Origin of the sequence: Parashewanella hymeniacidonis (genome assembly GCF_016900895.1) — a bacterium.
GTDB classification, from domain to species: domain Bacteria; phylum Pseudomonadota; class Gammaproteobacteria; order Enterobacterales; family Shewanellaceae; genus Parashewanella; species Parashewanella hymeniacidonis.
In genome coordinates, this window is record NZ_JAFEUN010000045.1 from 1 (window position 1) to 23,476 (window position 23,476).

Genomic DNA, 23,476 nt, shown 5'->3' on the forward strand with positions numbered 1-23,476 from the left:
AATTCTTTGAGGCGCATTAGCGAAGGAATATCGGGATTCTTTCGAGCTAATGTAACAAAGAAGAATTGGCGCTGAAAAGTCCACGCAGTGCGAGTTGCACAGCTTGTTACTCTTCGTTGCCAGCGCTAACAATAGCTCACTATTGCCGCACACCGTCGCCTTGATTAACAAGTTGTGCATTCTCGCTGAAATCGAGCATCTTCAGGTATCATGGTATATGGTTTTTTCGTCACGAGTAATCATGATTAATTTTCTCGATTTCTTTCGTAATAATTCTTTTGATAATAGGTCATCACAGCTTTTCCTATCTCGGCTCTTAACTCTTGAGAAACGCTGGATTTAGAGATAAAGCCAACCTCCATTTGTTTGGCTAATCGCTCTAATGGCTTTGCTAACGTTGCAGTGACTAAAATTGCCGGAACATATCCAAAGCTGTCCCGAAGAATTTCAATAAGTTCAAGTCCGTTTTCTGGATCATCCAGTTGATAATCCACGAGCATGATATCAATTTCATCTTTGTACTTTTTCGTATTTATTTTAGCTTCAGCCACAGAGTTCGAAGTAATAATCTTGCACCCCCATTGAGAAAGCAGACTTTGCATCCCTTGTGTAACTTGCCTTTCATTGTCAATACAGTGAACAGTTACGTCTTTTAAGTTAGCAAATGAACTTTCTCTTTTTTCTTCAGAGATATAACTTAATGAAAGAGGGACTAATACGCTAAAGTTACAACCTCTATCAGGCTCTGATTTTAAAAACAGTTGATGACCGAGCAGCTCACAAAAACCTTTAGCAATATTAAGCCCTAAGCCTAGCCCTTCAGAACCATTCTTTTGTAGTTGGGTAAACTGCTCAAAAACAATATTTTGTTTTTCAAATGGTATACCCGGACCAGTATCGATGACTTGGATCTCAATAAAATCACCTTTACGGCGGCAGCCAAGTAGCAATCTTGAGTTTGGCGCATAGCGACAGGCATTACTGATAAAGTTCTGCAATATACGCTTCAATAACTTAGGATCTGATTCCGCATAAAGTTCAGTCGGGACGAACTTAAAGAATATATTGGCGTTTTCGCATATGAGTTCGAATTCGTTATATAAAGATAAGAATAACTCTTGAAGACTGATATCAGAAATTTGAGGCGTTATGCTGCCAGATTCAATTTGTGAAACTTCGTTCAAATCTTTGATTAAATCATTGGCACTACTGATTGATGATTCTATTTGGCGGACTGTCTGCTGTTGGTTTTCTGACAAAGTCCGATCATAAGCCAAAGCTGAAACGAATAATCGTGCGGCAGAAACTGGCTGCATCAAATCATGGCTACAAGCTTTAAGGTAATTTGTTTTTTGTTTATGAGCAGAATGAATTGCCTGGTTAGCAATAGCTAAATCATGATTAGATTTTGACAGTGCCGAGTTCGCACTTTTTAACTCTTCAGTTCGTTGCGAGACTAAAGATTCCAAGTCGAGATTTTTTTCTTTAAGTAGCTTCTCTGCTTGACGATAAATCGTCACATCAGTAAATGACATAACAAAGCCGCCACCAGGAATTGGATTACCTCTAATTCGTATAATTGTGTCATCAGCAAGAGAGCGCTCCGTGTTATGTATTGAGCCTTGCTTGATAAAGCTTATGCGTTTTTCTACTTGTTCATTTACTTCTGAAAGAGGAACCTTTCCTTGGTAAATCAGGTTGTGCCTCATTAATTCAGTAACAGGGCAGCCAATGTATACAAGATCTTCAGGGTAGTTAAATAGATCGAGGTAGGCTTGATTCCAAGCTACGATTTTTAACTCTTTATCAATGACCGAAATGCCATCAGTAGCGTTTTCAATTGCACTTTGAAGTACATTTTGACTAAATTTTTGTTGACGGTCTTCCGCATGTTGAACGAAATAAGCCATCTCAGCGAGATCAATCTGGCGCCCTTCGAATATAGAAGATAGAACCAGTCTTGCAGATGTCGACCCCATGACACTGGCAAGTACCATTTCAGTATGGTTAATCAATTTATGATAAAGCTCTGTTTTATCAGCTATTTCGTTCTCTAATATTTTAAAATCTATATGTGCTTGTTTGGCTTTTTCGCTACCAACAAATTTAGAAATAATAAGCAATAAATCATCAATAGAAATTTTATTGATTCCAGTACCTTTCAGTTGCTTAAATTCACGCTTATCAAAGAAATGCTCAAGTTGTACTTGTTCCTGAATGCTTTGACGACTGAGATAAGATAACGCAATAACGAACAATAAATTTGCAGCTAAAGATATAAGTGTTGCTAATGTGGTATGGCTTACTGAAACATCAATGAAAGGGTGCTGATAGAAACCTAAAGTGGGCAGTAAATTGAGTAATAGCCAAAGTCCAAAACCAATAAACATCCCTGAAAATACAGCAGCGAAGTTTGCTTTACGCCAAATAAAAGCAGCAAAAAATGCAGGGCCGATTTGCGCTATAGCACCAAACGCAATTTCTCCTAGGGTTGCCAGTTTCTCAGGCGGTGAGGTGAAGTACATTAAAAAACTGAGCGTTAAAATCAGTAATACTAAAATCTTGCGTACTACCAAAAAGTTACTTTTGAAGCCTTCAAATGAATGTTGTTTAAACTTGTTTCTTTTCAGAATGGTAGGAAAAACAACTTCATTACTCAGCATTGTACTGATAGCAATGGTTGATACCACCACCATGGCACTTGCAGCGGAAATTGTGCCAATAAAGCCGACAAGACTCATAAGAGCATGACCATTGAAGGCTGGAAGGAAAAGGACATATGCGTCAGGATCTAGGGCATCTGAATATAACAATTTCCCTGCTTGTCCAAGCGGAATTGCAAATAACGCAAACAATAAGATATAGATTGGGAATAACCATCTTGATGTAGAGGTGACATTGGTGTCTTTTGCTTCAACGATTAAGGTTTGAAATTGTCGAGGTAAACATAAGAATGCTGAGAAAACGATAATAGATAATCCAAACCATGAAAACCACTGTGACCCAGACATTTGTGTGCTTTGAGGTTGATTGCTCGTTGCTTGCTGCCAGATCTCGATTGGAGAATCGAAAAGATAAAAGCTTACAAATATCCCAATAGCTAGGAAGGCGAATAGTTTAAGTACAGATTCAAAAGCAATAGCGATCATAATGCCTAAATGACGTTCGGTTACATCAACATTCCTAACACCAAAAAGTATCGTAAAACCGGCCAGTAAACCTGTAACGATTAGCCCTAAAAATTCAGCAGGTAAAATGCTGTCTTGTCTTAAGAGGGTATATGAGTTGACTATCGCCTTAATTTGCAAAGCCAAGTATGGAAGCGTACCGATTAAAATTGAAAATGATATTAAAACAGCTAGCTTTTGAGACTTGCCGAAACGATTTGCAAGTAAGTCAGCTATAGAAGTTGAGTTGAGCTTTAAGCTGACACGAATGACACGTTGAATGAAGTGCCAGCCGAAGATAAAGATGAGAACTGGAACAATATATATGGGTAAGAAAGAAAAAGCATTATTAGCCGCTTGACCTGAAATGCCTAAAAAGCTCCAAGATGTACAATAAACACCTAATGAAAGGGCGTATATGAATTTTTGCTGGGTATAAGATATTTTGTGGCGATGCTTATTTCCCCAGATTGCTAGCCCACTTAAGAGAACTGCATAAATAACGCTAACGGTGATTAAAAGCCAATTTGAAAACACGGTAAGCACCTATCCTTAGGTTTTTATTATTTTTCATTACCATACCAGAAAACACAATTTAGGTGTAAGAGGATAGTCATCGACCAAAGTCGTACGACCTGAGTCGTACGACGGATTGTCAATTGTTGATTGTTCACTTTTTCTTCAAGGTATATCTCAGATGGTATTAACCAATAAAGGGAAGACCTTGAAATGAAAACTCTAACAAAAACGCTCATAGCGACTTCAATTCTTGCTGCAGGGAGCGCACATGCTGGTTTTAAGATTGACATCAACGATGACAGCAACATTACGTTTGGTGGTTACATAAAAGTAGATACACGCTTTGTCTCTGGTGACATTGAATATCGTGATTTTTGGATTGGTAACGGTGTTCGTATGGATGAGGACAAGAGTCAATTCCGTATTTTTGCCGACGAAACACGCTTTAATACTAAGTATGTTAATGGCGATTTAATGGGCTTCATTGAAATGGACTTCCTTGGTGGCGGCGGTAACCAAATTGTTTCAAACTCTTCTAAACCTCGTATTCGTCATGCTTTTATTAAATACAAAGATTTTTTAGCAGGCCAAACTTGGACCACGTTCATGAATACTTCCGCTATTCCTGAAACTGCAGATTTTGCGGGTGCTACAGTGGGACTCGCCTTTATTCGACAAGGTATGCTTCGTTACAGCACAAATGGCTTTCAAATTGCTCTAGAAAACCCTGAAAGCTGGGGCGGAGACACTTCAAAAGATTCAGTGCCAGATGTGATTGGTCGATACGATTTTAAAGGTGATTGGGGCACGGTTTCTTTTGCTGGTCTAGCTCGTGAGCTTGTGACAGAAATGGGCCATAAAGAAATGGCATTAGGTGGTTCTGTAGCCGGTAAGATAATGGTTGGCGAGAAGGACGACTTTAAATTCCAAGCTCACTTTGGTGAAGTGGGTCGCTATATCGGTGTCGGTGCATCAAGAGATGTGATCGGTGAAGAAATAGAAGATGTGACTTCTTTCTTAGGTGCGTATCGTCATTTTTGGACGGATACCATGCGCTCCAATGTTTTTTACGGAAAAATCACTACAGATGTTCAAGATATTGACCGCGACCAATGGGGCGTAAACATATTTGAGGACATTACAAAACAATTGACAGTAGGCTTTGAAGTTGGGCAATTCAAGATGAAAAACCCAGATGCTGATTCATTCTATGGGCAGCTCTCCCTTCGTTACATGTTGTAAATACAAGATGCCTGAGGCAGTTGTTTTTGTCTCAGGCTTTTTTCTGTAACTCAACTTAGATACTCAGTTTCCCCTGAATTTCTCGCTGAGTATCTAGGATAAAGGAGTAAAGCCAATGTCAGAGTCCATTCTCCAAGTAGAAAATATATCCCTCGCTTTTGGCGGTGTTAAAGCATTAACTGACGTTAGTTTTGATGTACCCAAAGGTTCTGTTTTTTCAATTATCGGTCCAAACGGGGCGGGTAAAACCTCGATGCTGAATTGTATTTCAGGTCGATACCAACCTAATAGCGGTAACATTAAGTTTAATGGTCAAAATGTCACTCATTTAAAACCTAATGATCGTGCCGATCTCGGCATTGGCCGTACTTTCCAAAATTTAGCCTTATTCGGCCATATGACCGTGCTTGATAACATCATGGTTGGCCGTCATCACCTGATGAAAAACAACTGGTTAACAGGCCCACTTTACTGGTTTTCTGGTGCACAAACTGAAGAATTAGCGCATCGTAATGAAGTCGAAAAAATCATCGATTTTCTAGAAATTACTCATGTCAGAAAATCAATTGCAGGTAATTTATCTTACGGTTTACGCAAACGTGTCGAGCTTGCACGTGCTATGGCGTTGAAACCAAAACTTATCTTGCTGGATGAACCTATGGCTGGGATGAACCTCGAAGAAAAAGAAGACATGGCGAGATACATCCTTGAGCTCAATGAAGAGTTTGGCGTCACGATTGTGATGATTGAACATGATATGGGTGTTGTGATGGATATTTCACACAAAGTCATGGTGTTGGACTTTGGTAAAAAACTCATTTGTGATTTACCAGAAAAGGTCATGGATGATCCTCATGTGAAACAAGCTTACTTAGGCATAGAAGATGATGCCATTCTTGATAAAGAATTAGAGGAGGCATGTTAATGAAACACAAGGACATGCTCAAAGAGCATAAAAGATACATAACCAGTCTAAATACTTTCCCTAAAATTTTGCGGTATAACGCCGCACACTGGCCGAACGATGTTGCCATGCGTGAGAAAGAGTTCGGGATTTGGAACGAATTCACCTGGAAAGATTACCATCACCGTGTGGAGTGGATGGCTCTGGGTTTAACACATCTTGGCATTCAAAAGGGTGAAACCATTGCGTTACTTGGTGATAATCGTCCTGAATGGGTATGGGGGGAGATTGCCGCACATGCAATGGGCTGTTATTCATTGGGTGTTTACCAAGATTCTATGCATGAAGAGGTAGCGTTTCTACTCAACCACAGTAAAGCATCGGTCGTTATTGCTGAAGATGAAGAACAATGCGATAAGTTATTGGAACTCGGTGATGATGTTCCGACATTAAAATACATCGTTTATTGTGATCCAAAGGGGATGCGCAAATATGATGATGAACGTCTGATTGATATCGAAGATTTGTATCGTATGGGACGCGACTATGAATCTATGCACCATGATCATTATGATCAAATGGTTGATGCAACAGATCCAGAAGAAATATCTATCTACTGTACTACGTCAGGTACGACTTCACGCCCTAAAATCGTTTTACTCAACAGTGGTAACTTTATTGAACATTGCTGTTCATACCTTCGTGCCGACCCTCGTCAAGCGGGTGATAATTATGTGTCTGTTCTGCCATTGCCTTGGATTATGGAGCAGGTCTATGTTGTCGGGCAATCACTGATATCACGTCAAATTGTTAATTTCGTAGAAGAACAAGAAACCATGATGGCTGATCTTCGTGAAATTGGACCGAATTTTGTGTTGCTTGCTCCTAGAGTGTGGGAAGGCATTTTAGCGGATGTTCAAGCTAGAATGATGGATTCAACACGTCTAAAACGTTGGATATTTGAGTTCTCTCTTAATCGAGCTGCAAAAGCGTTAGATAAAGGTAAAAAGTCGTTTTTAGCTGAAGTCCTACTTAACAAAGCACTTAAAGACCGCCTTGGCTTCTCGTTCTTAACCTCAGCGGCAACGGGTGGCGCAGCAATGGGACCAGATACGTTCCGTTTCTTCCAAAGTATTGGTGTGCCACTTCGTCAACTTTACGGACAGACTGAAATGGCGGGAGCCTACACCATTCACGAAGAAACTGACGTTGATTACGATTCGGTAGGTGTGGCATTCGATACAGCCAATCTGAAAGTCATTAATGCAGATGATCAAGGATTAGGTGAAGTTGTATCCAAAACCGTGGGTATGTTCAAAGGTTATTTGAATGATCAAGATTCGTATGATGAAGATGTAAAAGACGGTTGGATGCACACCGGTGATGCTGGCTATTTTAAAGATAATGGGCACTTGGTGGTGATTGACCGTATTAAAGATTTAGCTAAAACCAGTAACGGGTTGCAGTTTTCGCCTCAATATATTGAAAACAAATTGAAGTTTTCATCTTTCATTGGTGAAGCCGTCATCCTTGGTAAAGCACGACCTTATCTCTCAGCCATTTTGTGTATTCGCTACAGCATTGTTTCTAAATGGGCGGAACAAGCTGGCTATGCGTTCACTAACTACACCAACTTATCTACGCTTCCTGAAGTGTATGAAAAACTTATGAGCGAAGTGGAAAAGGTGAATGAAACGTTGCCAGAAGCTCAAAAAATCAGAAAATTTGTACTGCTTTATAAAGAGTTAGATGCCGATGATGGCGAGTTAACACGTACACGTAAAGTAAGGCGTGGTGTGATAGCCGATAAATACGGTGACATTATCGATTCGATTTATCAAGGCGATGAGCACGTTGATGTCGATACCATGATCACTTTCCAAGATGGCAGTAAGACTCGAATTCACACTCAGTTAAAAGTAGCGAATGTTTTGCCTGTTGATGACTTTGAGCATTCTGAGATTGATAACGCAGTAACTAGTGATACGAGGATTGCATCATGAATACGGATTTACTATTACAACTGATCACTAATGGCCTTATCGTCGGCTTGCTTTATGGTGTCGTCGGCATGTGTTTTGTGTTGGTTTATAAATCAACACAGATTGTCAACTTTGCACAAGGTGAGTTTCTACTTCTAGGTGCATGGGTTTGTTGGGCTTTCCTTGTCTATATGCAAATCCCATTCTTCTTAGGCTTTATTTTCACCATGATATTCATGGCACTGTTCGGTGTTTTACTGCAGATGATAGTGCTCAGGCCGATGATTGGTGAGCCAATTATCTCCGTCATCATGGTGACGATTGGTCTATCTATTTTTTTCCAAGCACTCACAAAGTGGATATTTGGGGTTGCACCTCAAAGCTACCCGAAAGTATTTGAAGCAGATTCAGTGAACATTCTAGGGCTGAACATTGAGCCTGCATACTTGATGAGTACGGTCATCGCTCTGATGATCATGGTTGGCTTTTACTTCTTCTTTAAACATTCAAAGCATGGATTAGCCATGCGTGCAACAGCATTTGATCAACAAGCGGCTCAAAGCCTTGGTATATCAGTAAAGCAAGTGTTTGCCATGAGTTGGGGAATTGCGGCAACCGTTTCTGCGACAGCGGGCGTTGTGATGGGAATGGTAAATGGTGTCTCTGACTCGCTATCTGTAATGGGGATAAAAGTTTTCCCTGCGGTAATTCTTGGTGGTCTCGATTCAATTGTGGGTGCCATTGTCGGTGGTTTAACCATTGGTGTTCTCGAAAACTTAGCTGAGTTCTTTGACAGCCAGTATTTCCATATTGGCAACATGTATGACATTGCACCATTTTACGTATTACTGATCATTCTTTGGTTTAAGCCTTATGGCTTATTTGGTACCAAAGACATCGAACGTATTTAGGGCATCGAAGGAGAAGAATTATGTCAAGTTTAACTATGCGTCCTTGCGGTGACTTTAGAACCTCATATCGTCAGGATAATACAATTTTTGAGACCCAGACCATTCGTTGGGTAACCATGTTTGCGATTGCGCTGGCGTGTTGCGCACCATTTATATTGGATGCGTATTATTTAACTCTGTTCATTCAAGTGTCCTATTTAGGTATAGCAGCCTTAGGCCTGAACATTTTAGTTGGATTTACAGGGCAGATTTCACTGGGCCATGGAGCATTCTTTGGTTTTGGTGCCTTTGCCTCGGCTTGGTTAAATACCAGCTTTAATATTCCTGTTGTTTTTTGCATCCCATTGGCGGGTTTTTTAACCATGGCCGTAGGTATGATGTTCGGAATGCCAGCAGCAAGGATTAAAGGATTATACCTTGCCATTGCTACCTTAGCGGCACAATTCATTATGGAAGACTTTTTTGCTCGTGCGGACTGGTTTTCTGGTGGTAGTGCAGGGTCTTTAGCTGAGCCAATCAGTCTATTTGGTTTTGCATTTGATACTGATGAAAGCTTCTACTACGTCGCGCTATTTGCTTTGGTATTCATGTTTATTTGGGGCTGTAACCTCATGCGCAGTCGTGATGGTCGAGCTTTTGTCGCAGTTCGTGATCACTACCTCAGCGCTGAAATCATGGGTGTAAAACTTAATAAATATCGTCTGCTTTCGTTTGGTATTTCAAGCTTCTATGCCGGTATTGGTGGAGCGCTATATGCTCATTATCTTGGGTATGTATCTGCTGAAGGTTTCACAATCTTTATGTCGATTCAATTCTTAGCCATGATCATTATTGGTGGTTTAGGTTCAGTCAAAGGCACGATGTTTGGTGTGATCTTCATGGTGTTATTGCCTGAAGCGATGGAAAGTGGTGTCGGACTACTAAAAATGACAGATATAGGAAACAGTCCAATGCTGGTGGATGGTCTGGCTTACATCAAAGAGATGTCTATCGGTCTTGTCATTATCTTATTCCTCATCTTTGAACCTGAAGGTTTAGCGCATCGTTGGAATCAAATTAAGAACTATTGGAAGTGTTACCCATTTGCATACTAATTCGTCATGCCAGTGACTTTTGTTGTTCAGTTTTTAAAGCCACATGGATTAAAAATTAAAATAAATAAGTTAAGGGAAATAACCATGAAACTATCAAAATTAACACTCGCAACACTGACATCGATTGCAGCACTGTCGACGACAGTACAAGCAGCAGACAAAGTGTTTGTTGGCCATCTAGCTGATATGTCGGGCCCGACTGCATTTGTTGGGAAGGAATACGCTAACGGTATACGTGATGCACTGACCTACATCAACAAAAATGGCGGCATTAAAGGAACCGGTTTAGAGTTTGAGACCATTGATTACGCTTATAAAGTGCCACAAGCGATTGCTTCGTATAAAAAATGGAAAACACGTAAAAAAATGGTCGCAATGCAAGGGTGGGGAACCGCTGATACCGAGGCATTAATCTCGTTTGTTGCAAGAGATAAAATTCCTGTTTTTTCAGCTTCATACTCTGGGCACTTAACTGACCCTCAAGGTAAAAATCCGCACACTAAAAAGCCTGCACCTTATAACTTCTTTTATGGTGCGTCATATTCTGATTCTTGCCGTGCGTTAGCGCAATGGGCATCGAAAGATTGGAAGGCAAAAGGTGGGCAAGGTAAACCTAAATTCACTCATATCGGTGCAAACCATCCATTCCCTAACGCACCTAAAAAAGCGTGTGCGGAATACGCCAAAGAATTAGGGTTTGATGTGCAACCTCCTGTAGTTATTTCAATGAAGCCGGGCGACTTTAAAGCCCAGTGTTTAAGCCTTAAGAGTTCAGGCACGAACTACGGTTACATTGGCAACTTAGGCGGTTCAGTAATGTCACTGGTTAAGTCGTGTAATACGGTTGGTACTGATGTTCAATTTATGTCGAATATCTGGGGAGGTGATCGCAAAATTTTTGAAGCGACGGGATCGGGTATTAAAAATTATATCTTCCCAACTATGACACCATTTTGGGATTCTAAAGCTCAAGGCATGGCGTTAGTTAAAGCGATTTCAAAAATGTCTGATGTATCTGGTGAAAAGCAGCGTCCTCATCATTACATTCGTGGTATTTGCTCTACGTATTACATGAAAGAAGCGATGGAGTGGGCAAAAGATAATGGTGGCATCACAGGTGCAAACGTTAAAAAAGGCATGTACGCCCGTAAAGATTGGGTTCCTTCAGGCTTAGAAGGCGTGTGTTTACCTGCAACCTGGTCAGCGGATGATCACCGTGGTATTGCTGAAGTTAATATCTACAAAGGTAATTACAACAAGGGTGACGTCAGCATTGAGCAAGTTGATACGGTAAGCCTTGAACGCCGTCCAGATTGGTTAGGCTATTAATCTTTAGCTATCGCTCCCGTGTGAACGGGAGCCGAGAGACTTTTAAAACAGATCAAGGAAGTAGTACTGATGAGTAATGCAGCAGAACAAATTCAACCAGAAGAAATCGTACTGTCGATTAATAACATTGAAGTCGTTTACGACGAGGTGATTCAGGTTTTAAGAGGCGTAAGCATTGATGTTCCCAAGGGTAAAATCATCACATTACTGGGCCCAAATGGTGCAGGGAAGTCAACCACACTTAAGTCAATATCTGGGCTACTGAAAACTGAAAACGGTGAAGTAACGAAAGGTGATATCACCTTTTTGGGTAAGAGAATCGATAACACCAATGCCGCTGACATTGTGAGTTCAGGTCTTTTCCAAGTGATGGAAGGACGAAGGATTATTGAAGATATGACCATCGTCGAAAATTTACGTCTTGGTGCCTATACCCGAAGTGATAATGAAATTAATCAAGATATCGAAATGGTATTTACCTATTTCCCAAGATTAAAAGAGCGCACGGGTTTAGCCGGATATCTTTCAGGTGGTGAGCAACAAATGTTGGCAATTGGTCGTGCATTAATGGCAAGGCCGAAAATGATTTGTCTTGATGAACCGTCAATGGGACTGTCACCGCTGCTTGTTAAAGAAGTGTTCGGGATCATTGAAAAAATTAACCGTGAGCAAGGTATCACCATGCTGCTCGTCGAGCAAAATGCGAATTATGCACTGAAAGCCGCACACTACGGCTACATCATGGAATCAGGAAAAATTGTACTTGATGGAACCAGAGAGCAACTGTTGAATAATGAAGACGTTAAAGAGTTTTACCTTGGTGGAGGTAATGAAGAGCGTAAAAGTTTTAAAAATCTTAAGTCATACAAGCGTCGCAAACGCTGGTTATAAAGTTCTGAGCAAGGTTAAGACAGCTATTTAGGGAGAGAAGTTATGGCTGAAGTTATATCAAATCACAGTGAATGGGGCAGCACTTGCCCTTTAGTGAATTCAAAAGTGTCCTCTATTTTAGATAAAGAAAGCTTGCCCCACGAAGCTAGAGAAATCGAACTTTTTCATAAATTGAAACTGTTAACTAGCAAGTTAGTATCTGAAAGTGATTACTATAGCCAGGCATTTAAGATCTTAGGTTTACATGATGTTAATGTAGGAAATCGAATTGAGTTGGCAAAGCTTCCGTTGATTAGAAAGTCACAACTCGCCAAACTACAAGCCGAAAATGCGCCGTTTGGTGGCATTATCCCAGCCAATACTCAGTTACAACGCTTGTTTCAGTCTCCAGGGAATATTTATGAAGGTGCGATGGATAGTTTTGATTGGTGGCGCATGGCACAAGCTTTTCATTCTGCAGGTTTCAAAAATGGTGATGTGGTTTTAAATACATTGTCTTATCACTTAACACCAGGTGGATTCATTATGGACTCTGGTGCTAGAGCTTGTGGTTGTAGTGTCATTCCTGCAGGTCCAGGACAAACTGAACAACAGCTCGATGCTATGGAACACTTTAAACCTAATGGATACTGTGGGACCCCTTCGTTTCTAAACATTCTGATTGATAAAGCAAAACAGCGTGGACACGAGGTGCCTTTTAAAAAAGCATTAGTGACAGGAGAAGCGCTTACACCTGAGTTACGCAAAAAATTCTTGGAAAATGGTTTAAACGTAAAACAAGCCTATGCCACTGCAGATGTCGGCTTAATCGCATTTGAAGCCAATGATGATGAAGGTTGGGTGCTTGCCGAAGACATCATTGTCGAGATTGTACAGCCGGATACAGGAGAACCTGTTAATGATGGTGAAGTTGGTGAGCTGGTCGTCACCACGTTAGACGAGCGTTATCCATTGATTCGTTTTGCAACAGGTGATTTAACTGCGTATTACAATGATAAAAATTCATGTGGTCGAACGAATCGCCGTATTAAAGGTTGGTTGGGCAGAGCAGATCAAACATTGAAAGTGAAAGGGATGTTTGTTCATCCTTCACAATTACAAAAGATCATGTCGCTGTTTCCAGAAATCACCAATGCTCGTTTTGTGATTAGTAGAGAAAATCATAATGATGTATTTACTTTCGAGTATACGGCTAAAACAGAACTGGGGAGCTACCTGAAGAACCTTATTAAAGAAATTACCAAGTTATCAGCTGTAATTTCTCGAGTCGATGGCGTTGATTCATCGTTTGAAAGCGAGATTTTGGATTTAAGGTAGTAAAAGTCTAAGTCCCAGTTTAACTGGGCCTTAGTGTTCAATTTTTGTTAAGTCACAATCTTCAAGAGGAATGGTTTTAGTCTTTTTGATTAACCTATAACCGATAATCAAACCGATAAAAGTAAACACTCCTAAATAGGTCGCTAAAAATTTTTCGATTCCCATCGAACCAGAAGTTAAAGATTCGTACTCTTGGCCAAAAATAATCAATAAAATTAAAATCATGGCGATTATTGGGGCAATAGGAAACCACTTGGAACGATATGGGAGTTCATTTAGGTCTCTATTCTGTGCATAAAAGGCATTTCTGAAGCGATAATGGCTTAATGCAATGCCAAACCAAGCAATAAAACCAGAAAGGGATGATATATTTACGAGCCAAATAAAGACGGTTCCATTTCCCAATAAAGAAGTCAAAAAGAACAAACTTCCAATTGCAGCAGTGATGATTAATGCCGCAATAGGTAACCCTCTTTTATTTACATATTCCAGTGTTTTTGGGGCGTGGTTTGATTTAGCCAGATTCCACATTATTCTGGTTGCTGAATACATACTCGCATTAGCAGCCGACAAAATGGCAACTAATACTACAATATTCATTATGGTTGCCGCAGATGCAAACCCTGCATTACTCAATATTTGTGTGAAGGGGCTGGTCGTCGAATCTGAATTGCTGCTTATTAAAGTTGGACTGTTGAATGGGATCAAAAAGCTGATAACACCAATGGCAAGTACGTAAAAGATGAATAAGCGCCAGAAAGTCTTTTTTACGGCTAAAGGAATCGCTTTTTGTGGTTCACGTGCCTCACCCGCAGCAACGCCAATGAGTTCTGTTCCTTGAAACGAAAAACCCGCAACAAGAAAAACAGCCATAAACCCGGTAAATCCGTGATGAAAAGGCCCACCAGAAATTTGCCAGTTTTGGAACCCCACAGCTTCTTTAGTGCCAATCAGTCCAAAAATGGCGAGCGTACCCACAACAATAAAAATAACCACTGCTGAGACCTTAACAAAAGATAGCCAGTATTCGGTTTCTCCATATACGTGAACTGCAAACATATTGAGAGCAAATATGGCTACAAAAAAAATAACACTCCAAATGATGATATTAACTCCTGGATACCAAAACTGCATGACGAGAGATGCAGCTGTTATTTCCGCAGCAATGGTGATTGCCCAACTAAACCAGTAATTCCATCCCATGGCAAAACCAAATTCTGGGCTAACGTATTTTGTTGAATATTCACAGAAAGAACCTGTAGTCGGTCTAAATGCAGCCATTTCACCAAGGCTCGACATCAAAAAATAGACCATGATTGCTATCAATACGTATGCAAGGAGTGCTCCAGCTGGACCTGCAATTGCAATAGAACTACCACTGGCTAGAAAAAGACCTGTACCAATTGATCCGCCAAGAGCAATCATGATGAGGTGGCGGGGGAGCAGGTTTCTTTTTAAGGTATTTGACATAGAAAAATAAACTTAAAGTACAGTGTAAGTTAAACGTATTTTCTATTATAATTATAGTTGCTAGATGTGTGCTGAATGAGTGAATAAAAATACATTTTAAACTGTATATATCTATTCAAAAGTGAACTGGCGTTGTTTTTATTTAAACCTACTGGAAATTAAAGGCTATACAGCAATAGCTAAATCATAATTCAGATCCCCTTTTGTATTTTTAATCATTTTAGCAGCATAACAAACGCACTTTCCACACTGCGAACCTAAATCAAGTTTTTTCCTTAAATCACGGACACTTTCTGCTCCAGCGTCAATCGCTTGTTGAATATCTTTTTCTTTGATTCCGTGACAAATACAAACGTACATATTTAATTGTGCTTGATAATCATTTTTAGAAAGACTACTACAAATGATAATGATTATCAAACACAGTGCGACATTCAAGTTAATAAAAATAGGCTCCATTATTTAAAATGGTAATGGCTTTATCTTGTCAAGGCTCTGCGTAGTTAAAAAGCGATCAAAATCCTCTGCGATACGCTCAGTTTCTTGTAATACCGTTTTCCAATATTTAATTCGTGCTTGAGGTTCAAGTGCCTTGAAATCATTTCGATCAGGAATTTTAGAGTAGGGCAATGAGGCAATGAATTCATCAGAAGGGACAAGCAAAACGACATTGTCGTAACTACTAGGTGAAACCAAACGCTTTAAGCTCTTGTCAAACCAACCCGCTTTAGGGTTTTTATTGAAATGAGGGTACAAAGTTAACCCATCATTTGGTTTTATTGTTATGTCAAAGTGGTAATCAAGAATGCCACCGTCACGATACATTCCGTAAGGGGCCCCGAGGATATCTTTGATACCTTGCATAACTAAAGGAATTGAACCTGATGCGAGGAGGGCGCTTTTTAAATTTATATTAGATAAATTGATATAGGAGGTGTCAAAATTACATGGATCTTTAATGATTAACTTGCTGTTGGCAGGTCTAAAAACAAATCGTTCATATTGGTCTTTTAAACACTTTCTATCAATTCTGTTTAGCAAATAGCTTTTAGATAACCCGATAAGCTGAAAGAGTTTATGCTCTGATTCCAAAATACCATTTGTTTTATTAACTAAAAAATGTGCTTTGAATATAGGATTGTCAATAATTTCATATACACCAGTATCTCCGAGCATATAATCCAATAACTCAACAGCTTTTTGGGTTATTTCCTGTGGTTGAGCATTTTTTGAATAGACTGTTTCAGAATATGATTTGGCCATTCTTGAAATTGCAGCAACTGGATCATTTTGCGCAAAACAAGCACTTCGGAATGCACCTGCAGATGAACCTATAAGATTGAGTTCGTCCTTTCTTTCACTAAAAAATTCACCAAATAAATACTTATCTAGACCAAATAAAGAAAACCATTTTGGACCTCCACTGGCGCCAAGAAAACTTGTAAAAAGATTCTGATTAAAACCTTGTTGGTGGATGCTCTTAAATGCATTATTGCCTACGTAAATATTTAACATTTATTCTCTTTATTATGTTCATGAAATACTTGAACCGTTATTTCATATCTCAGTTAAATGGAATGTCATTCAGAAGATTTTAAGGTTGTTCAGGTTAAAGTGTCAAAAAACCTTAAAGTCTCAATATTATGTCTGTAAGTGAAGTAAATTTACCACCGTCCACCGTAGAGAGAGCAACATTTGATTCTAAAAAAGTTGAATCAGCGTTGCCAGTTATAGGCTTTCCAAATAGTCCAAACCATTTCAGGTTAAAATTGCCTCTCAACAATCCAAAAAACTGATTTTAGTTGGTACAGTCTATCAAAAGTCAGAGGGCGCTGGGATAGGCTTGATGAACGCAGCGGAATTGTCGACCGTTCTGCTAGAACGGGTAGGAGGCATGTAGATACGGTATCTACAGGGCAACCAGTGAAATTATCAGTGGCTCACAAGTATGATATTAGTTATAGAAGTGCCAAAGAGTTGGGGATCTCAGAAGACGAAAGACAGGCGTTGTTGCAAAACGGTGAACCTTACCTAGATAAACATAGAACCGTCGATTTATCAGGTGAGAAAGTTGAGCTAGAATTTAGCGCAAGCAAAAATACTGAACAGCATTCATTTAAAGTTGTTCCAGAAGATAAAATATCTTTTAAAACAACAAGGCTAGGTCAGTTGTGCGGCAGGAATGAAGTATCAATAAAAGTGATAAAGGAAAGTAAGAATTTGGGAGCTGATACTTTGAATGATAAACCTGTAGAAGTTGATCGTCGGAAAATTAATGCGGGTATATCCGGTTATGGTAGCTGCAACATCGGCTGGTTTAAGGTGGCGATTTCAGGTGAAAAAATATTGATGCTTACGAGTTCTTCATCTAGAACTGATTTTATAAAAAGCTCTTATCAAACTGGAAATACACTAATGGTTGAATTGGCTTAAGCTGTTCCCGTTATTATATATACCCATCATACCTGAAGATGCTCGATTTCAGAGAGAATGCACAACTTGTTAATCAAGGCGACGGTGTGCGGCAATAGTGAGCTATTGTTAGCACTGGCAACGAAGAGTAACAAGCTGTGCAACTCGCACTGCGTGGACTTCTCAGCGCCAATTCTTCTTTGTTACATTAGCTCGAAAGAATCCCGATATTCCTTCGCTAATGCGCCTAAAAGAATTGGCGCTGAAAAAGTCCTGAAACATGCATCTTCAAGTATGGGTATATCAGCAACTATACTCATTTGATAACGGGAATTATGCTATTTGGTTTGGCTAGTTTTTACAGTTTTCAAGTAAAACTTTGAAAAATGATTTCCCCTTTTTTTCAGCAAACGCCATATTCCTTTTAGGAATTGATTCAGGTTCACTATAGTGTTCTAACGCTCTTTCAACGCTCGCTTCTCTGATAATGTGAAGCGTTGGATACGGTGAGCGATTGGTATAGTTAGTAGGAGAATCATAATCTTCTCCGTCAAATAAATATTCAGGGTGAAAACTCGCTATTTGATATTTACCTTCATAACCTAACTCAAAGATTAAGTCTTCCGCTAAAGCTACAGCATCAAGATATCGATTAAAGTCGTTAAACCCGTTGGGTAAAATGACTAAAGTCGTTTCTGTACCATCATGATTATCAAGGTATTGATACTCACTGATTAAAGCGTCAACAATTTTTGTCAATTTCGATCCTTTAATGACTGAATATCGAATTGTATCTTTTTCAACTTCCGGACGAGCAAAAGGACAGATGTTGTATTTCATAATGACATCTTTAACCCATCTCGCCGTGTGGCATATTAGTTCTGGTTGATTCATATGGATTACACTAACGCCAATTGTTCGTTGCTGTCTGCTAACGGATTCACTTCTACATCTACTTCATACGATGAAAATTTACGGATATTAATTACGCCAGTATCAAAGATAAGGTATTGACCTTTGATACCTTTGAGAGTGCCGATAACTTCCGGCGTTTTGTCAAAGTTGAATGATTTCACTTTTTTTGGAAATTCCAAAATAGGGAAATTAATTGATTGAATATCTTCATCTAAACGTTCAATTTTGTAATCGCCATTCTCCATCAGTAACTCATTCAAACGATCTTCAATTTGAGGAATTAATTCCGAAGCAACAGCTTTGAGGTCTTGATTTTCATTGTGACCCTTTAGCATGGCTTGCCAATGTGTTTTATCATTCACGAGTTTTGCTAACTCAACTTCAACTAGACCACTTAATTGACGTGTAGATACTCGGAAAATCAGTAATCCTTGAGTCGCACCTTGATCAATCCAACGGGTTGGAATTTGACTATGGCGAGTAATGCCCACTTTGATTCCTGATGTGTTCGATAAATAGACATAGTGTGGCACAAAGCAATGCGTTTGAGCCCATTCAGGCTCACGACATGTACCTTCAGAGAAATGGCAAGTTTCAGGTTTCATTATGCACAAGTCGCAGCTTGCTAATTTTTGCATACAAACATAGCAATGGCCTTGTGAGTAACTTTTTTTGGTCTTTTTACCACAATTACTGCAAAGTATTTTACCAGAGTGAGTTAATTTGATTGTTTGGCCAATTAATTCATTAAGAGCCAATTTTTCATCGCCAACTTTTAGTTGATACTGAGCCACACTTGCATCGTCTAAAGATGCCGCCATTTTTGAGAGCGTTCCAAACATAGTTTTGCGTTCCACACCTGAACGTAAGTCAGATTTAATTATTAATTGTTTTAGCCATAATATCATTTTTATTCTAAGAGACCTTAGCCTTATTAATTGAAAATTGTATACAAAAAGGTAACAATTACGGCTTACTTCAATTTGTGGAATTTTAACATTGCTTGCTAACTTATTATTACTCTTAACAGCGGCACTTTGGGGCTTTGGCTTTATTGCTCAAGTTTTGGGGATGGAACACCTTCAACCCTATGCATTTAACGGATACCGTTTCTTAGTTGGAGCAGTGAGTTTACTGCCTCTAATCTATTACTTTCATAAGAAAAAACAGTTAAAATTTGGTGAGAGTAAATCTCTTATCATTGGCTCTGTTGCAATGGGGGTTGTTCTATTTATTGCGGCCTCGTTGCAGCAAGTGGGATTGTTATATACCACCGCTGCCAATGCAGGTTTTATTACTGGGTTGTACATCGTTATTGTTCCAATTATAGGTCTGTTGATTAAGCATAAAACCGGAATGAATACTTGGGTTGGCTGTTTATTGGCGGTTATTGGTCTGTTCTACTTGAGCATTAAAGATGATTTTACGATTGGGTATGGTGACACTCTGCAGTTAATCGGTGCTTTTTTCTGGGCATTACACATTTTGATTATCGATCATTACAGTGAAAAACACTCACCGTTAATTTTGGCTTTTGTACAATTTTTAATTTGTGGCATTTTAAGTTTAGGTGTTTCTGGAGTCATAGAGACTACTGAAGTTGCAGATATTTTTGCTGCAAGTGGTGCATTACTCTATGGTGGTTTAGTGTCTGTCGGTATTGCTTATACCTTACAGATCATCGCGCAGAAAAAAGCACACCCAGCACATGCGGCGATTATTTTAAGTCTTGAAGCTGTGTTTGCAGCAATAGGTGGGATGTTGATACTGAATCAACACTTAGCTGAGCGAGAACTTATGGGCTGTAGTTTGATGTTAGCGGGGATGTTGGTGTCGCAAATACCTTTAAAACCATTCAAAAAATCCACATCAACAGCTTAGTTAACCTGAACTCGGGATAATGAAATCACTAACGCATTTAAAATGATCAATATTTTGCCATATTGATCAACAGTGTCTCTAGTTTTGTTTAGTTCAAGGCATGAGTGTGCAGCAATAGCCAGCTATTGTAAGCACTCAAAACGCAGAAATGAACAGAAATAGAGGTGCTGGTGAGGTTTGCTTATCCCGAGTTCAGGTTAGTGAGTCGCCTGAATACGTACGCATTTGATCGACTCTAGTGTTAGTGAGATGTTAATTTTCTTTTTAGGTAGACAGAGATTTACCAAGGGAATCATCCCATTAATAGTAAGGGTCGATAATAATGATAAAAATATCCATTCCGGCAGCGGTGATTGCTGCAGCATCTATCGTAAGTCAGACAGCCAATGCAGAGACTATTTTGCATGCTTTTAACTGGGAATACAGTGAAGTTGCAGAGAAAGCCAATGAAATTGCAGAGCTGGGGTATATACCCATGATACCTGAAGATGCTCGATTTCAGCGAGAATGCACAACTTGTTAATCAAGGCGACAGTGTGCGGCAATAGTGAGCTATTGTTAGCACTGGCAACGAAGAGTAGCAAGCTGTGCAACTCGCACTGCGTGGACTTCTCAGCGCCAATTCTTCTTTGTTACATTAGCTCGAAAGAATCCCGATATTCCTTCGCTAATGCGCCTCAAAGAATTGGCGCTGAAAAAGTCCTGAAACATGCATCTTCAAGTATCATGGGTATACAAGTCATCTGGAAATGAATGGTGGGCGAGGTATCAACCGCAGGACTATCGAATAATTGATAATCCGCTGGGTAATACCGCAGATTTTAAACATATGGTGAAAGCGCTAAAGATGGCTGGTGTTGAAACTTATGCCGACATTGTTTTTAACCATATGGCTAATGAAGCACACAAGCGCAATGATTTACATTACCCGGGGACTGAAGTGCTGCAAGGCTACTCAAATGAAGGTGTTGATGGATTAGTGTTATTTGGCAATATAAATCAGAACCTTTTTCAAAATGCTGATTTTAGACCAGCTCAATGTATTTACAATTACACGAGTGTGTGGGATGTTCAACATTACCGACTTTGTGGTGCCGATCCTGATGTTGGGCTGCAGGATCTTGATGAAAACGACTGGATGATTTCGCAACAAAAAACGTATTTAAAAACGCTGAAAGACATTAGTGTCACGGGGTTCCGAGTTGATGCTGCTAAGCACATGACCGGGGGCACTTGGCTCAACAACGTATCACTTTAAAAGTATCGAAGATTTTGTATTATCAGCTTTCGAGTATAGGTATAAAATGGAGGATGTTGGTAACAATTCTTATTTTGTTGTAATCGAGACCGATATTCAGAGTATCCATAATTTTTCTTCTACAGTATTAGTAGACAAACTGGTTGAAGCGTGTGAGCGATATATTCGAAATCAAGTCGTTGATAGACGAGCAGATAGAGAAATTGAGCTTGCTTTTCATAATGAAGCGATAAGAAACAAACGACTCAGTTCATTACTTGTACACTCATAGCAATGTGAAATTAACCGTATTGAAAGTCTTTATCGAATTATAGATTCGAAAACACCAGTTTAAGATGCCGAGATCACTTTTTCATTAATTCTCCATGTAGAAAAAAATTGATGATGCTCGAAACGTAAGCATTCACCAGAGGGGTATTGACAATCTCAAACTCCCGTTTATTGGCATTTATAACTACAAGCTTGCCATTGTTTTGTGATACAAGTACCACCCCGCAAGTAAGTTTCACTGTTTATTTGAAAAGTCAATACGGGGCTGGTGAATGGTTACCTCGAAACGGCTGAAAGCTTTGAGCAGGAATTTTCAAAATTAAGTGAAGTGCTTCGCCGTCACATTCACCTCGTTGTACGTGCAGTAGGTAATGCATAGTTAAGCTGAAAAATGAATAAGTGGACATGCGGTTTATTTGAGATAATTATCCTTCTTAGACGGAATATCTAAGCAAGGAAGCATCTCTGAGAGGATAGAATTTATGCTCAAAAATTACTTCCAAGCCGTTGCCTTAACATTTTCGTTTTTAATCATATCTTCTGCACATGCCGACGTAATACTTCACGCATTTAATTGGAAATACAGTGAAGTAGCCAATAAAGCAGAAGAAATAGCTCAATTAGGCTATAAGAAAGTGCTTGTTTCTCCAGCATATAAATCCACGGGTGATCAATGGTGGTCTCTCTATCAGCCACAAGATTATCGGGTGATTGATAACAGGTTAGGCGACACTAACGATTTTAAAAATATGGTGAAGGCACTGAAGTCTGTTGGTGTTGAAACTTACGCCGACATCGTTTTCAATGATATGGCAAATGAATCACTTTTACGGTCAGATTTAAATTATCCGGGTAACGATGTCTTAAATCAGTATGCGAGTGACCAAACAAAGTATCAATCATTAATATTGTTTGGTGATATCAATCAAAACTTATTTAGTGAAAACGATTTTTTCCCAGCGCAGTGCATTCACGATTACAATAATGTCGATGACGTTCAACATAATAGAATTTGTGGTACTCCACCTGATACAGGCTTACCTAAATTGGCTTATAACGACTGGGTTGTGAGTCAACAGCAATCCTATTTAAAAGCATTAAAGGCAATCGGTGTCACTGGTTTTAGAATAGACGCCGCAAAACATATGACTATCGAACATCTTAATAAAGTCTTTACTCCAAAAATTACAAAAAATATGCATATTTTTGGCGAATTAATCACATCAGGAGGTAAAGAATCTATTGAGTACAAGCAATTCTTAGCACCATATTTAGACCGAACCGACTTTAGTGCTTATGATTTTCCACTCTTTAGCCAGATTAGAGAAGCATTCAGCTATAATGGCTCGTTGAACTCTCTAGCTGAACCCAAAAATGATGGTCATGCACTTGATAATAGCAGGGCTGTTACATTTGTGATTACTCACGACATTCCAATGAATGCTGGATTTCGGTATCAGATTATGAATCCGACCGATGAGACACTTGCTTCGGTCTATGTATTAGGTAGAGATGGTGGTGTGCCGTTAATTTACTCTGATCATAACGAAAGTCATGATAATGCTCGCTGGCAAGATTTCTATAAACGTAAAGATATAATTGGAATGATTAAATTTCATAATGCAACTCAGGGAACTCAGATGCATATATTAAGTCATGATGATTGTTCAATTGTATTTAGTCGAGGCAGTAAAGGTGTCCTAGCCATTAACAAATGTGCGCAAGACAAAACGGTGAGTTTAGATTTTCCATCGAGTGGCTTAAAGAATGGCGGTGTTTATCAGGATATGTTGTCGAGTGATTCGCAACCACTAAATGAATTTGTCATTCATGGGCGTGATGCGAGGATGTGGTTGTTAAAATAATTTAAAAGAATTTGACTCAAGCCCATGCTTCGTGAGGAAGCATGGGCTT

The 23,476-nt window shown here is 39.4% G+C and carries 20 protein-coding genes; 14 read left to right on the forward strand and 6 right to left on the reverse strand.

Features of this window, described 5'->3' with window-relative positions:
- Positions 1–245: 245 nt before the first annotated feature.
- Positions 246–3,704, reverse strand: coding sequence for a PAS-domain containing protein (locus JQC92_RS23050; protein WP_204999634.1), 3,459 nt, complete (start codon positions 3,702–3,704; stop codon positions 246–248).
- A 192-nt stretch (positions 3,705–3,896) separates the two neighbouring features.
- Here JQC92_RS23050 and JQC92_RS10585 point away from each other — a divergent pair, with 192 nt between their 5' ends.
- The 8 genes from JQC92_RS10585 to JQC92_RS10620 all read left to right on the forward strand — a co-directional run bounded on the left by JQC92_RS10585 (position 3,897) and on the right by JQC92_RS10620 (position 13,356).
- A complete protein-coding gene (locus tag JQC92_RS10585; protein WP_204999635.1) occupies positions 3,897–4,928 on the forward strand; it encodes a DcaP family trimeric outer membrane transporter in 1,032 nt (343 codons plus the stop codon).
- 115 nt (positions 4,929–5,043) lie between these two features.
- Positions 5,044–5,853, forward strand: coding sequence for an ABC transporter ATP-binding protein (locus JQC92_RS10590; protein WP_204999636.1), 810 nt, complete (start codon positions 5,044–5,046; stop codon positions 5,851–5,853).
- Complete coding sequence (locus JQC92_RS10595) at positions 5,853–7,835, forward strand: long-chain fatty acid--CoA ligase (RefSeq protein ID WP_204999637.1); 1,983 nt, start codon at positions 5,853–5,855, stop codon at positions 7,833–7,835. Before JQC92_RS10590 ends, JQC92_RS10595 begins: the two co-directional genes overlap by 1 nt.
- Entirely contained in the window at positions 7,832–8,725 is an 894-nt protein-coding gene (locus JQC92_RS10600) for a branched-chain amino acid ABC transporter permease (RefSeq protein WP_129947347.1), read from the forward strand. The genes JQC92_RS10595 and JQC92_RS10600 overlap by 4 nt, the downstream gene beginning before the upstream one ends.
- A 20-nt stretch (positions 8,726–8,745) precedes the next feature.
- Entirely contained in the window at positions 8,746–9,819 is a 1,074-nt protein-coding gene (locus JQC92_RS10605) for a branched-chain amino acid ABC transporter permease (RefSeq protein ID WP_129947348.1), read from the forward strand.
- 84 nt (positions 9,820–9,903) lie between these two features.
- A complete protein-coding gene (locus tag JQC92_RS10610; protein WP_204999638.1) occupies positions 9,904–11,148 on the forward strand; it encodes an ABC transporter substrate-binding protein in 1,245 nt (414 codons plus the stop codon).
- Between the two features lie 69 nt (positions 11,149–11,217).
- Positions 11,218–12,039: an ABC transporter ATP-binding protein gene (locus JQC92_RS10615; protein WP_129947350.1), complete on the forward strand. Its 822-nt coding sequence runs from the start codon at positions 11,218–11,220 to the stop codon at positions 12,037–12,039.
- A 42-nt stretch (positions 12,040–12,081) separates the two neighbouring features.
- Positions 12,082–13,356: a phenylacetate--CoA ligase family protein gene (locus JQC92_RS10620; protein WP_204999639.1), complete on the forward strand. Its 1,275-nt coding sequence runs from the start codon at positions 12,082–12,084 to the stop codon at positions 13,354–13,356.
- Positions 13,357–13,386: 30 nt separating this feature from the next.
- Here the strand turns inward: JQC92_RS10620 and JQC92_RS10625 are convergent, their stop codons facing one another.
- The 3 genes from JQC92_RS10625 to JQC92_RS10635 form a co-directional block, all read right to left on the reverse strand.
- A complete protein-coding gene (locus JQC92_RS10625) occupies positions 13,387–14,826 on the reverse strand; it encodes an amino acid permease (protein ID WP_204999640.1) in 1,440 nt (479 codons plus the stop codon).
- Between the two features lie 165 nt (positions 14,827–14,991).
- A complete protein-coding gene (locus JQC92_RS10630; protein WP_420851313.1) occupies positions 14,992–15,264 on the reverse strand; it encodes a (2Fe-2S)-binding protein in 273 nt (90 codons plus the stop codon).
- A 24-nt stretch (positions 15,265–15,288) separates the two neighbouring features.
- The gene (locus JQC92_RS10635) at positions 15,289–16,341 is read right to left on the reverse strand and encodes a patatin-like phospholipase family protein (RefSeq protein ID WP_204999641.1); all 1,053 of its coding nucleotides are present in this window, start codon (positions 16,339–16,341) and stop codon (positions 15,289–15,291) included.
- 408 nt (positions 16,342–16,749) lie between these two features.
- On the opposite strand from JQC92_RS10635, the gene JQC92_RS10640 reads away from it, so the two are divergent.
- Complete coding sequence (locus tag JQC92_RS10640) at positions 16,750–17,259, forward strand: hypothetical protein (protein WP_204999642.1); 510 nt, start codon at positions 16,750–16,752, stop codon at positions 17,257–17,259.
- 330 nt (positions 17,260–17,589) lie between these two features.
- Here JQC92_RS10640 and JQC92_RS10645 read toward each other — a convergent pair whose 3' ends face one another.
- Together JQC92_RS10645 and JQC92_RS10650 are read right to left on the reverse strand one after the other, a co-directional pair.
- Positions 17,590–18,132, reverse strand: coding sequence for a DUF1415 domain-containing protein (locus JQC92_RS10645; protein WP_204999643.1), 543 nt, complete (start codon positions 18,130–18,132; stop codon positions 17,590–17,592).
- Positions 18,133–18,137: 5 nt separating this feature from the next.
- Complete coding sequence (locus JQC92_RS10650) at positions 18,138–18,995, reverse strand: DUF2797 domain-containing protein (protein ID WP_129947357.1); 858 nt, start codon at positions 18,993–18,995, stop codon at positions 18,138–18,140.
- Between the two features lie 157 nt (positions 18,996–19,152).
- Here JQC92_RS10650 and JQC92_RS10655 point away from each other — a divergent pair, with 157 nt between their 5' ends.
- The 5 genes from JQC92_RS10655 to JQC92_RS10675 all read left to right on the forward strand — a co-directional run bounded on the left by JQC92_RS10655 (position 19,153) and on the right by JQC92_RS10675 (position 23,427).
- Complete coding sequence (locus JQC92_RS10655) at positions 19,153–20,034, forward strand: DMT family transporter (RefSeq protein WP_204999644.1); 882 nt, start codon at positions 19,153–19,155, stop codon at positions 20,032–20,034.
- Between the two features lie 322 nt (positions 20,035–20,356).
- Positions 20,357–20,557 carry a hypothetical protein gene (locus JQC92_RS10660; RefSeq protein WP_204999645.1) on the forward strand — a complete coding sequence of 67 codons (201 nt, stop codon included), beginning with the start codon at positions 20,357–20,359 and terminating at the stop codon, positions 20,555–20,557.
- A 186-nt stretch (positions 20,558–20,743) separates the two neighbouring features.
- A complete protein-coding gene (locus JQC92_RS10665) occupies positions 20,744–21,292 on the forward strand; it encodes an alpha-amylase family glycosyl hydrolase (protein ID WP_204999646.1) in 549 nt (182 codons plus the stop codon).
- A gap of 46 nt (positions 21,293–21,338) precedes the next feature.
- Positions 21,339–21,563, forward strand: coding sequence for a hypothetical protein (locus tag JQC92_RS10670; RefSeq protein WP_204999647.1), 225 nt, complete (start codon positions 21,339–21,341; stop codon positions 21,561–21,563).
- Positions 21,564–22,044: 481 nt separating this feature from the next.
- Positions 22,045–23,427: an alpha-amylase family protein gene (locus JQC92_RS10675; protein WP_204999648.1), complete on the forward strand. Its 1,383-nt coding sequence runs from the start codon at positions 22,045–22,047 to the stop codon at positions 23,425–23,427.
- Positions 23,428–23,476: the final 49 nt, after the last annotated feature.

Bases quoted from the DNA above. Each gene is read 5' to 3' on its own strand.
- JQC92_RS10585 (WP_204999635.1), top strand. From the start codon at position 3,897: ATGAAAACTCTAACAAAAACGCTCATAGCGACTTCAATTCTTGCTGCA.
- JQC92_RS10590 (WP_204999636.1), top strand. From the start codon at position 5,044: ATGTCAGAGTCCATTCTCCAAGTAGAAAATATATCCCTCGCTTTTGGC.
- JQC92_RS10595 (WP_204999637.1), top strand. From the start codon at position 5,853: ATGAAACACAAGGACATGCTCAAAGAGCATAAAAGATACATAACCAGT.
- JQC92_RS10600 (WP_129947347.1), top strand. From the start codon at position 7,832: ATGAATACGGATTTACTATTACAACTGATCACTAATGGCCTTATCGTC.
- JQC92_RS10605 (WP_129947348.1), top strand. From the start codon at position 8,746: ATGTCAAGTTTAACTATGCGTCCTTGCGGTGACTTTAGAACCTCATAT.
- JQC92_RS10610 (WP_204999638.1), top strand. From the start codon at position 9,904: ATGAAACTATCAAAATTAACACTCGCAACACTGACATCGATTGCAGCA.
- JQC92_RS10615 (WP_129947350.1), top strand. From the start codon at position 11,218: ATGAGTAATGCAGCAGAACAAATTCAACCAGAAGAAATCGTACTGTCG.
- JQC92_RS10620 (WP_204999639.1), top strand. From the start codon at position 12,082: ATGGCTGAAGTTATATCAAATCACAGTGAATGGGGCAGCACTTGCCCT.
- JQC92_RS10625 (WP_204999640.1), bottom strand. From the start codon at position 14,826: ATGTCAAATACCTTAAAAAGAAACCTGCTCCCCCGCCACCTCATCATG.
- JQC92_RS10635 (WP_204999641.1), bottom strand. From the start codon at position 16,341: ATGTTAAATATTTACGTAGGCAATAATGCATTTAAGAGCATCCACCAA.
- JQC92_RS10645 (WP_204999643.1), bottom strand. From the start codon at position 18,132: ATGAATCAACCAGAACTAATATGCCACACGGCGAGATGGGTTAAAGAT.
- JQC92_RS10650 (WP_129947357.1), bottom strand. From the start codon at position 18,995: ATGTTTGGAACGCTCTCAAAAATGGCGGCATCTTTAGACGATGCAAGT.
- JQC92_RS10660 (WP_204999645.1), top strand. From the start codon at position 20,357: ATGATAAAAATATCCATTCCGGCAGCGGTGATTGCTGCAGCATCTATC.
- JQC92_RS10665 (WP_204999646.1), top strand. From the start codon at position 20,744: ATGCATCTTCAAGTATCATGGGTATACAAGTCATCTGGAAATGAATGG.
- JQC92_RS10670 (WP_204999647.1), top strand. From the start codon at position 21,339: ATGGAGGATGTTGGTAACAATTCTTATTTTGTTGTAATCGAGACCGAT.
- JQC92_RS10675 (WP_204999648.1), top strand. From the start codon at position 22,045: ATGCTCAAAAATTACTTCCAAGCCGTTGCCTTAACATTTTCGTTTTTA.